We start from the raw sequence: 8,287 nt of genomic DNA on the forward strand, positions 1-8,287 counted from the left end.
CATCAGCGGCAACGACCCCAGTGCGCATGCCGAGATGGTCGCGATTCGGGCCGCTGCTCAGGCTGTCAGCAATTACCGGCTGCCGGGCAGCACGCTCTACGTCACGCTGGAGCCGTGCAGCATGTGCGCCGGGCTGATCGTGCATTCACGGATTGCCCGGGTGGTGTACGGCGCGCTGGAGCCGAAAGCCGGGATTGTGCAAAGCCAGGGGCAGTTTTTTACCCAGGGCTTTCTCAACCATCGGGTGCTGTATGAGGGCGGGGTGTTGGCCGAGGAGTGCGGGACGGTGTTGAGCGAGTTCTTCAAGGCGCGAAGAGCCAAAGGCTGACGCGATACCCTGTGGCGAGGGAGCTTGCTCCCGCTGGGCTGCGTAGCGGCCCCAAAATCTGGGGAGCGCTGCGCACTCCAGCGGGAGCAAGCTCCCTCGCCACAACAGCAGTCTTATTTCTTCAACACAACAGCAGTCTTATTTCTTCGCGACAATCACCGCCCGCATCGGCGCCGGCAGCCCTTCGATGGTCTTGCTGTGATCTTCAGGGTCCAGGAAGTCGCTGAGGGACTGATACTTCATCCACGCCGTGCCGCGCTGTTCCTCGACCGTGGTCACGCTCACATCCACACAGCGCACATCACTGAAGCCCGCACGCCGCAGCCACAGCATCAGCGCCGGCACCGACGGCAGGAACCAAACGTTGCGCATCTGCGCGTAGCGGTCTTCCGGCACCAGCACTTGCTGCTGATCGCCTTCAACCACCAGCGTCTCCAGCACCAGCTCCCCACCCTTGACCAGGCAATCCTTCAGCGCCAGCAAATGCTCGATGGGCGAGCGGCGATGGTAGAACACGCCCATGGAAAATACCGTGTCGAAGCCTTCCATGTTCGACGGCAGGTCTTCAAACGGGAACGGCAGGTGCCAGGCCTTGGGCGTCGGCAGATAACGCTGCACCGCCTGGAACTGGCAGAAGAACAACCAGTTCGGGTCGACGCCAATCACACTGTCGGCGCCGGCGCCGAGCATGCGCCACATGTAATAGCCGTTGCCGCAGCCCACATCGAGGATGCGTTTGCCCTTGAGGTCCAGGTGCGGAGCGACCCGCGACCATTTCCAGTCCGAGCGCCATTCGGTGTCCACGTGCACGCCGAACAGATCGAACGGCCCCTTGCGCCACGGGCAAAGGCCCATCAGCGCAGTACGCATTTGCGCACGGGTGTCGTCGTCGCAATCGGTATCGAGCACCAGGCCGTTCAGCAGGTCGATTTCACTGGGCATGATCTTCGGCAGCGCATCCAGCGCGCTCTGCCAGCGTTCCAGGTCGCCATGACCCTTTTCCATCTTCGCATCGAGTTGCGCTTGCAGGCCCTGGGCCCAGACGGCCAGGGGAGTGCCGACCAGGTGGCGGGCGAGGGGAGACAGATCAATCATGGCAAGGCAATCAACGAGGCAAAGTTAAGACACTGGAACCACGGCACGACTTTCGAGAATCCGGCCGCCAGCAGGCGTTCGCGGTGTTCTTCGAGGCTGTCGGGCTTCATGACGTTTTCGATGGCGCTGCGCTTCTGGGCGATTTCCAGTTCGCTGTAGCCGTTGGCGCGCTTGAAGGCGATGTGCAAGTCGGTGAGCAGCGCATGTTCTTCGGGGTCATTGAAGCGCAGCTTTTCCGAAAGGATCAGCGCGCCGCCCGGTAGCAGCGACTGGCGAATGCGCGAGAGCAACGCCTGGCGTTGTTCGGGGGCGATAAATTGCAGGGTGAAGTTCAGCGCGACCACCGACGCCGGCTGGAATTGCAGGGCGAGGATATCGCCCTCGATCACCTCCACCGGCAGCAACTCCTGAAACATCGAGTCCTGGCCGTTGAGGTATTCGCGGCAACGCTCGACCATCGCCGCCGAGTTATCCACCGCGATCACCCGGCAACCGTCGGTGCGCACGTGACGGCGCAAGGCCTGGGTCACCGCGCCGAGGGATGAACCGAGGTCGTAGAGCACGCTATTGGGCTGGGCGAACTGCGCCGCGAGTACGCCAAGGTTCTCGACGATGGTCGGGTAGCCGGGCACCGAGCGCTTGATCATGTCCGGGAAAACCCGCACCACGTCTTCGTTGAAGGCGAAGTCCGGCACCTGGGGCAGGGGCTGGGCGAATAGGCGATCGGGTTCTTTGCTCACGGCTGTTCCGGCGACGAAGGGGGAAAGCCGGGCATTTTAGCGTAGGAGCTGGCTTGCCGGCGATGTTCGTTAACGATGACGCGGACTTTCTGGACGAACGCGGCAACTGTGGGTTTTTTCGCTGGCAAGCCAGCTCCTACAGGTTGATCGCATTTCAAGGCGGGATTTCAGCGCCCGAGCATCTTTACCCAGCGCGACGGTGGCATGCCGAAAGTGCTGCGGAACTGGCGGGTCATGTGGCTCTGGTCGGTGAAGCCGGCGGTCAGTGCCGCATCTACCAATGACTGGCCCTGGCCCAGCAGGCTGCGCACCAGGTCCAGGCGGCGCATGGTCAGGTAGCGATAGGGGCTGGTGCCGAACAACAAACGAAAATCCCGCGACAACGCCCAGCGGTCGCGGTTGGCGTATTCCGCCATTTCATCGAGGGTAATCGGCCGGCCCAGGGCACTGTGGATAAATTCCCGTGCGCGCTCGGCGGCCCGGTAGTCGAAGGTCTTGCGATTGACCGTGATGCCCGACGCGTTATTCAGCGCCTGGGCCAGGTCAAACATCGCGTCCTGTTCCTGCAGCGGGTCAATCGGGCAATCCAGGCTTTGCAGCAACACTTCACTGGCGCGGTACAGCCACGGGTCGCTGGACAATCCGCCGGGGATGAACGGTAACGGCTTGCCGCCGAGCACCTGCTGGATCAGCGCCGGCTCCACGTAAATCATCCGGTATTTGAAACCTTCCTCGCTGCCGGCCCAGCCGTCATGCACTTCATCGGGATGGATCACCATGGTCCGCCCCGGCAGGCTGTGTGTCATGCCGCCGCGATAGTGAAAGCTCTGCACACCGAACAAGGTGCGGCCGATGGCGTAAGTGTCGTGGCGATGAGGGTCGAAGCCAAACCCGGCAAAATACGCCTCGATGCGCTCCAGGCCACTGGCGTGGGGCGCGCGGTGCAGCCAGTCGAGAGAGGGTTTGATCATGGTGTCAGTCGCAGGTCGGGACGCAAATACGTTACCCCAGTGTGACCGGGCTGTCTGCTGCGGTCTTGAACGATTGTGCCACTGCTGAAATTTCGGGGGCAGTACCGGCTTTGCGTTAAGGTATCGCTAATCATTAAAAAATGATTGTTTTACGATAATTAATCGTTTATTTTTCCGCCTCAAATTTCTCAGAGGCTTATCCATGAATTCCCAACGTCTTGCCCAGCTCAGCCAGCGCATGGCATTGCTTACCCTGTTGTTGATCGTCGCCATACTGCTGCTCAATACCGCTGCGTGGCTTTACCCGGTGCAAAGCGCTTCGTTCGGGTTTGGTTTCGCCCTGAGTGGTCAACAGATCGAGGGACGGGCGGAGATCGTTGCGACGTTCCCTTGGTGGCAGACACTGGGCGGCGTCCTGCTCTCCAGCATTCCCTTGATGGCGCTGGTGTCCGGTTTGAATCATTTGCGCCAGCTGTTCCAGAACTATGCTCGTGGGGAGTATTTTTCCAGCGCCGCCGCGCAGCACTTGGGTAAAGTAGGCCGGGCCGTGGCACTGTGGGTGTTGCTGGATTTTCTGTGTGAGCCCTTGCTCAGTGTCTGGGTCACGATGAACGAGCCGGTTGGCCAGCGGCTGCTCACCTTGAGTTTTACCCCGCCCAGCATCGTGGCGCTGTTTCTCGCCGGCTGCATCTCGGTGATCGCGCGTATCCTGTGGCAGGCCAGTGAAGTGGATTCTGAAAACCGCACGTTTGTTTGAGAACAGCATGTCTATTGTGATTGAGTTGGACGTTATGCTCGCCCGGCGCAAGGTCAAGTCCAAGGACCTGGCCGCCGCCATTGGTATCACCGAACAAAACCTGTCATTGCTCAAGCAAGGCAAGGTCAAGGGCATACGGCTGGCGACCTTGGATGCAATCTGCAAGTATCTGGAGTGTCAGCCGGGCGACCTGCTGGTGCATGAACCCGAACCTGAGCTGTAAACGGCAAGGATCTTTAATTCCCTGAAGGATGGATCAACCGATGCTTTTCCCAAGCCTGCCGTACGCCGCGCCTCTTCTGTCGCTGGCCTTGCTCTGGACCGTCGCGGTCGTGACGCCAGGCCCGAACTTTTTCAATACCGCGCAGTTGGCTGCCAGTTGCTCACGTCGCCATGGCGTAGTGGCGTCCGCTGGCGTGGCCACTGGCACCGTGATGTGGGGCCTGGCCGGCGGCTTGGGGATCAAGTCATTGTTTACCGCAGCGCCGATGTTGTACCTCGCGTTCAAGATCATCGGCGGCTGCTACCTGATTTACCTGGGGTTGAAACTGTTCCGGCGCTCGGCACCGGCCATGGCCCAGAACCTGTTGCCCGACGAACCTCGGCGTTCGTTGTTTTCCGCCTGGCGCCTGGGTTTATTGGGCAACCTGTCCAACCCCAAGGCGGCGCTGTTTGTCGCGACGATCTTTGCGTCCACCATGCCCCCATCACCGTCGCCGATGCTGCTGACCCTGGCCGTGATCACCATGGCGACGCTGTCATTCAGCTGGTACACCTGCGTGGCACTGGTGTTTTCCAGTGAACGGATGGCCAACGCCTACAGCCGCTCGCGCAAGTGGCTGGACCGGTTTGCCGGTGGTTGTTATGTGCTGTTCGGCGCCACGCTGGTAGCGAATCGCTGACGGCTCATGGTAAGAAGCCTTACTTTCAAACGTGAGGCCGATCATGAGCAAGCTGCGGGTAGGGATTATTTTTGGTGGCCGTTCGGCCGAGCATGAAGTGTCGCTGCAGTCGGCGCGCAACATCGTCGATGCACTGGACCGTTCGCGCTTCGAGCCGATCCTGATCGGCATCGACAAGGCCGGCCACTGGCACCTCAACGACACCTCGGGCTTCCTGCTCAACGAAGAAAACCCGGCGCTGATCGCCCTCAATCAATCCAATCGTGAACTGGCGGTCGTGCCGGGCAAGGCCAGCCAGCAACTGGTGGAAACCGCCAGCCAGGCCTCGCTGGAACACGTCGATGTGATCTTCCCGATCGTCCACGGCACCCTCGGCGAAGACGGCTGCCTGCAAGGCCTGCTGCGCATGGCGGACCTGCCGTTTGTCGGCTCCGATGTGCTGGGTTCGGCGGTGTGCATGGACAAGGACATCAGCAAACGCCTGCTACGCGATGCCGGGATTGCCGTGACGCCGTTCATTACCCTCAACCGCAGGAATGCGGCGCGTACCACCTTCGAACACGCCCAACAGAAACTCGGATTGCCGATGTTCGTGAAACCGGCGAACCAGGGTTCGTCCGTGGGGGTGAGCAAGGTGGGCAGCGAGGCTGAATATCACGCTGCTGTAGAGCTGGCACTTGGGTTTGATGAGAAGGTGCTGGTGGAGTCGGCGGTAAAAGGCCGGGAAATTGAATGTGCCGTGTTGGGTAACGAGAACCCCATCGCCAGCGGCTGTGGCGAGATCGTGGTGCGCGACGGGTTCTATTCCTACGACAGCAAATACATCGATGACCAGGCAGCCCAAGTGGTGGTGCCGGCGGACATCAGTGTTGAAGCCAGCGAGCGCATTCGTGCGTTGGCCATCGAAGCGTTTGAAACCCTGGGCTGTGCCGGGCTGGCGCGGGTGGATGTGTTTCTGACGGATGAGGGTGAGGTGCTGATCAACGAGATCAACTCGTTGCCTGGGTTCACCCGCATCAGCATGTACCCGAAGTTGTGGCAGGCGGCAGGCATGAGCTACAGCGAGCTGGTGAGCCGCTTGATCGAGCTGGCGCTGGAGCGGCATGCGGGGCGCAAGGGGTTGAAGATTAGCCGGTAGACCAGTAACGCCATCAGGCGTTACTGAGGACTTCTCGAAAAACGTCTGGCCTGATGGCTGCTATGTGCAGCAAGGAACGTGCTGCGCCGGAAGGAGAACGGCGCCCTTGCTCCCATTCTTGAAGCGTTCGTACAGAGACCCCCAGCAGTTCGGCAAACTTGGGCTGTGACAACCCGGTCTTGCTGCGCGCCTCAGCCGCTTGGGTAATTTCGACGTGATGGACGTGACCATGACGCGCTTCCTTGACGTCGATAACGGCAGCCAGCAATTCCTCGCCGATGTTGCGCTTGGCGTCACGTTCCTTCAGCTGTTTCTCAGTGAGTGGCATGGTTCATCTCCTTGGCGATTTTGTAGAGGACATGCGCGGGAATATTCTCGGTGGCACCTTTGCCATAAATCAGCAAGGCAACTAGTGCGCCGCACGCCAATTGCGTTGTGTAAATGATCCGTACTGAGCTGCTCTTGCCCCGGCCTTCCAAGCTCCAGCGTACTTTTCGGCAACCACCAGAACCTGGAATGACAGTACCTGAATCGGGGTGGTTGGCTAGAAAAGCCATAAAAATACCCCGTTCTTCTTCGGTCCAGTAATCGGGCCATAGCTTGCTGAATAATGGTGACTCGATGATCGTTAACACGCAAAAATTCTACGTCTTTGACGTAGCCTCTGGCAAGAAGGGGCGGGGCCAGAAAATGTCAGCGGATGGAGAGGGATTCAAGAAACGTTGTTTCGCAAAAAATGACAGCCCACAGATTTTCTAAGGCTAATCGCTAAGAGAGCTGTGGGCGTCGTCCCATTACACTGCGCGAGCAACCCACGAGTACAACAACGTCTTCCTCTCCGTACTGTCATGGGTCCTTCTGCGATAACTCGCAAACGCCGGCGAGGTGCAATACGTACACACTTCGCTTACCTCAACCTGCTCACGTTTTATCCCTGCCGCCTCCAGCAAGATCAGCGCATAGCGGCTCAAATCAAACCACGCACTCAAGGCCTGCCTGGGTTCTGGCGGCTGAATCTCCGGTGCCAACAAAGGCCCCGGCTGCTCGAACGTCCACGGCGCATTTCCATCCCGCCACAAATGCCCCTGACTCGCCTGCAACTGCGCCACAAACTCGCCACTCACCTCATAACAACAAGGCTTGATCGAAGGCCCAATCGCAATCCGCAACTGATCCAGCGCCACACCCTCGGCGGTAAACCGTTGCATGGCATTGGCGATGATCCCGCCTTGCAGTCCCTTCCAGCCGCCATGAATCGCCGCGACAAAGTCCCCGTCCTCCGAGGCCATCAGCAGCGGCAGGCAGTCGGCGGTAATCACCGCAATCGGCTGCAGATCCCGGCTGAAAACCCCATCGGCTTCAACCGTATTGGCGGCGAGCTCCGGGCGCCATTCAATGGTCGTGGCGCTGTGCACCTGCTTGCAGATGAACACCTCGTCAGGCCGCAACGGATCGTCAATCGAACAAAATCCATGATCGACGCCCATCAGGGCGCCGAGGTTATTTGCCTTGTGCACGCGCAGCTCTCCAATGAGTCAACTTAATCCCCCAGTGCTTCGCCTTCACGGCGTGGATCAGCCCCGCCGATCAACGACGCTTTGCCCTGCGCATCGCGCACCCGGACGATCGCCTGGGCGCCGCTGGTCATGTCGATTTCGCTCAGGGCGTGGCCCTTGTCCTTCAGCGCCTGTTTCAACGGTGCGCTGAACAACCCGGCTTCCAGCTCGGTCGCGCCGTTGCGGCTGCCAAAGTTGGGCAGGCCGACGGCCGCTTGCGGGTCGAGGTTCCAGTCGAGCATGGCCACCAGGGATTTGCTCACATATTCGATGATCTGCGAACCGCCCGGCGAGCCAACGGTGGCCACCAGCTCGCCGCTCTGACGATCAAACACCAGGGTCGGCGCCATGGACGAACGCGGGCGCTTGCCCGGCTCGATCCGGTTGGCCACCGGCTGGCCGTTCTCTTCGGGGATGAAGGAGAAGTCGGTCATCTGGTTATTCAGCAAAAAGCCCTGGACCATCACATGAGAACCGAACGCCGCTTCCACCGTAGTGGTCATCGACACCGCGCCACCCAGGTCATCCACTGCCACCACTTGCGAGGTGGAAATGCGCAGCGGCGAGCGATCCGGCGCATAGGCCACTTCAATCCCGGCCGGCTTGCCCGGCTTGGCGACGCCCATGCTGCGCTCACCAATCAACGCAGCGCGGCTGGCCAGGTAATTCGGAGCGATCAGTCCGGCAACTGGCACCGGCACGTAGTCCGAATCGGCCACGTACTGGGCGCGGTCGGCGTAGGCCAGGCGGTCGGCCTCGGCGATCAGGTGCACCGCTTCGGGCACCGGCTCCAGGCCTGC

General features: G+C 60.4%; 12 protein-coding genes. 5 read left to right on the forward strand and 7 right to left on the reverse strand.

Going from position 1 to position 8,287, the window contains the following annotated elements; genetic code table 11:
- The coding region (locus HX846_RS18540; RefSeq protein WP_178965864.1) for a nucleoside deaminase at positions 1–328 on the forward strand (328 nt) is incomplete at its 5' end.
- 138 nt (positions 329–466) lie between these two features.
- Here HX846_RS18540 and cmoB read toward each other — a convergent pair.
- The 3 genes from cmoB to HX846_RS18555 all read right to left on the reverse strand — a co-directional run bounded on the left by cmoB (position 467) and on the right by HX846_RS18555 (position 3,134).
- Positions 467–1,423 (reverse strand): tRNA 5-methoxyuridine(34)/uridine 5-oxyacetic acid(34) synthase CmoB, encoded by a 957-nt coding sequence (gene cmoB / locus HX846_RS18545; RefSeq protein ID WP_178965865.1) that lies wholly within the window; start codon positions 1,421–1,423, stop codon positions 467–469.
- Positions 1,420–2,163: a carboxy-S-adenosyl-L-methionine synthase CmoA gene (cmoA, locus tag HX846_RS18550; RefSeq protein WP_003210418.1), complete on the reverse strand. Its 744-nt coding sequence runs from the start codon at positions 2,161–2,163 to the stop codon at positions 1,420–1,422. The genes cmoB and cmoA overlap by 4 nt, the downstream gene beginning before the upstream one ends.
- A gap of 167 nt (positions 2,164–2,330) precedes the next feature.
- Positions 2,331–3,134, reverse strand: a complete 804-nt coding sequence (locus tag HX846_RS18555; protein WP_076014932.1) for an AraC family transcriptional regulator — start codon at positions 3,132–3,134, stop codon at positions 2,331–2,333.
- A 202-nt stretch (positions 3,135–3,336) separates the two neighbouring features.
- On the opposite strand from HX846_RS18555, the gene HX846_RS18560 reads away from it, so the two are divergent.
- Genes HX846_RS18560 through ddlA form a run of 4 tightly spaced genes read left to right on the forward strand, consistent with a single transcriptional unit; the run spans position 3,337 to position 5,931 of the window.
- Positions 3,337–3,891, forward strand: coding sequence for a DUF2975 domain-containing protein (locus HX846_RS18560; RefSeq protein WP_087693784.1), 555 nt, complete (start codon positions 3,337–3,339; stop codon positions 3,889–3,891).
- A 7-nt stretch (positions 3,892–3,898) separates the two neighbouring features.
- A complete protein-coding gene (locus HX846_RS18565; protein WP_010177071.1) occupies positions 3,899–4,114 on the forward strand; it encodes a helix-turn-helix transcriptional regulator in 216 nt (71 codons plus the stop codon).
- 40 nt (positions 4,115–4,154) lie between these two features.
- Positions 4,155–4,793, forward strand: a complete 639-nt coding sequence (locus HX846_RS18570; RefSeq protein WP_087693797.1) for a LysE family transporter — start codon at positions 4,155–4,157, stop codon at positions 4,791–4,793.
- Between the two features lie 43 nt (positions 4,794–4,836).
- Positions 4,837–5,931 (forward strand): D-alanine--D-alanine ligase, encoded by a 1,095-nt coding sequence (gene ddlA / locus HX846_RS18575; RefSeq protein WP_063033162.1) that lies wholly within the window; start codon positions 4,837–4,839, stop codon positions 5,929–5,931.
- 13 nt (positions 5,932–5,944) lie between these two features.
- Here the strand turns inward: ddlA and HX846_RS18580 are convergent, their stop codons facing one another.
- The 4 genes from HX846_RS18580 to HX846_RS18595 all read right to left on the reverse strand — a co-directional run.
- Positions 5,945–6,259 carry a DNA-binding transcriptional regulator gene (locus tag HX846_RS18580; protein ID WP_087693783.1) on the reverse strand — a complete coding sequence of 105 codons (315 nt, stop codon included), beginning with the start codon at positions 6,257–6,259 and terminating at the stop codon, positions 5,945–5,947.
- A complete protein-coding gene (locus HX846_RS18585; RefSeq protein ID WP_087693782.1) occupies positions 6,246–6,566 on the reverse strand; it encodes a transcriptional regulator in 321 nt (106 codons plus the stop codon). Before HX846_RS18585 ends, HX846_RS18580 begins: the two co-directional genes overlap by 14 nt.
- Positions 6,567–6,725: 159 nt before the next feature.
- Positions 6,726–7,448 carry a polyphenol oxidase family protein gene (locus tag HX846_RS18590; RefSeq protein ID WP_087693781.1) on the reverse strand — a complete coding sequence of 241 codons (723 nt, stop codon included), beginning with the start codon at positions 7,446–7,448 and terminating at the stop codon, positions 6,726–6,728.
- Between the two features lie 23 nt (positions 7,449–7,471).
- Positions 7,472–8,287, reverse strand: an 816-nt coding sequence (locus HX846_RS18595) for a gamma-glutamyltransferase (protein WP_178965866.1), incomplete at its 5' end; no start/stop codon positions are given.

It is taken from the genome of Pseudomonas sp. K5002, assembly GCF_013386655.1.
Taxonomy (GTDB): domain Bacteria; phylum Pseudomonadota; class Gammaproteobacteria; order Pseudomonadales; family Pseudomonadaceae; genus Aquipseudomonas.

What these genes read in the sequence shown, in the direction of transcription:
- cmoB (WP_178965865.1), bottom strand. Translation starts at nt 1,423, where the DNA reads ATGATTGATCTGTCTCCCCTCGCCCGCCACCTGGTCGGCACTCCCCTG.
- HX846_RS18555 (WP_076014932.1), bottom strand. Translation starts at nt 3,134, where the DNA reads ATGATCAAACCCTCTCTCGACTGGCTGCACCGCGCGCCCCACGCCAGT.
- HX846_RS18560 (WP_087693784.1), top strand. Translation starts at nt 3,337, where the DNA reads ATGAATTCCCAACGTCTTGCCCAGCTCAGCCAGCGCATGGCATTGCTT.
- HX846_RS18565 (WP_010177071.1), top strand. Translation starts at nt 3,899, where the DNA reads ATGTCTATTGTGATTGAGTTGGACGTTATGCTCGCCCGGCGCAAGGTC.
- HX846_RS18570 (WP_087693797.1), top strand. Translation starts at nt 4,155, where the DNA reads ATGCTTTTCCCAAGCCTGCCGTACGCCGCGCCTCTTCTGTCGCTGGCC.
- ddlA (WP_063033162.1), top strand. Translation starts at nt 4,837, where the DNA reads ATGAGCAAGCTGCGGGTAGGGATTATTTTTGGTGGCCGTTCGGCCGAG.
- HX846_RS18580 (WP_087693783.1), bottom strand. Translation starts at nt 6,259, where the DNA reads ATGCCACTCACTGAGAAACAGCTGAAGGAACGTGACGCCAAGCGCAAC.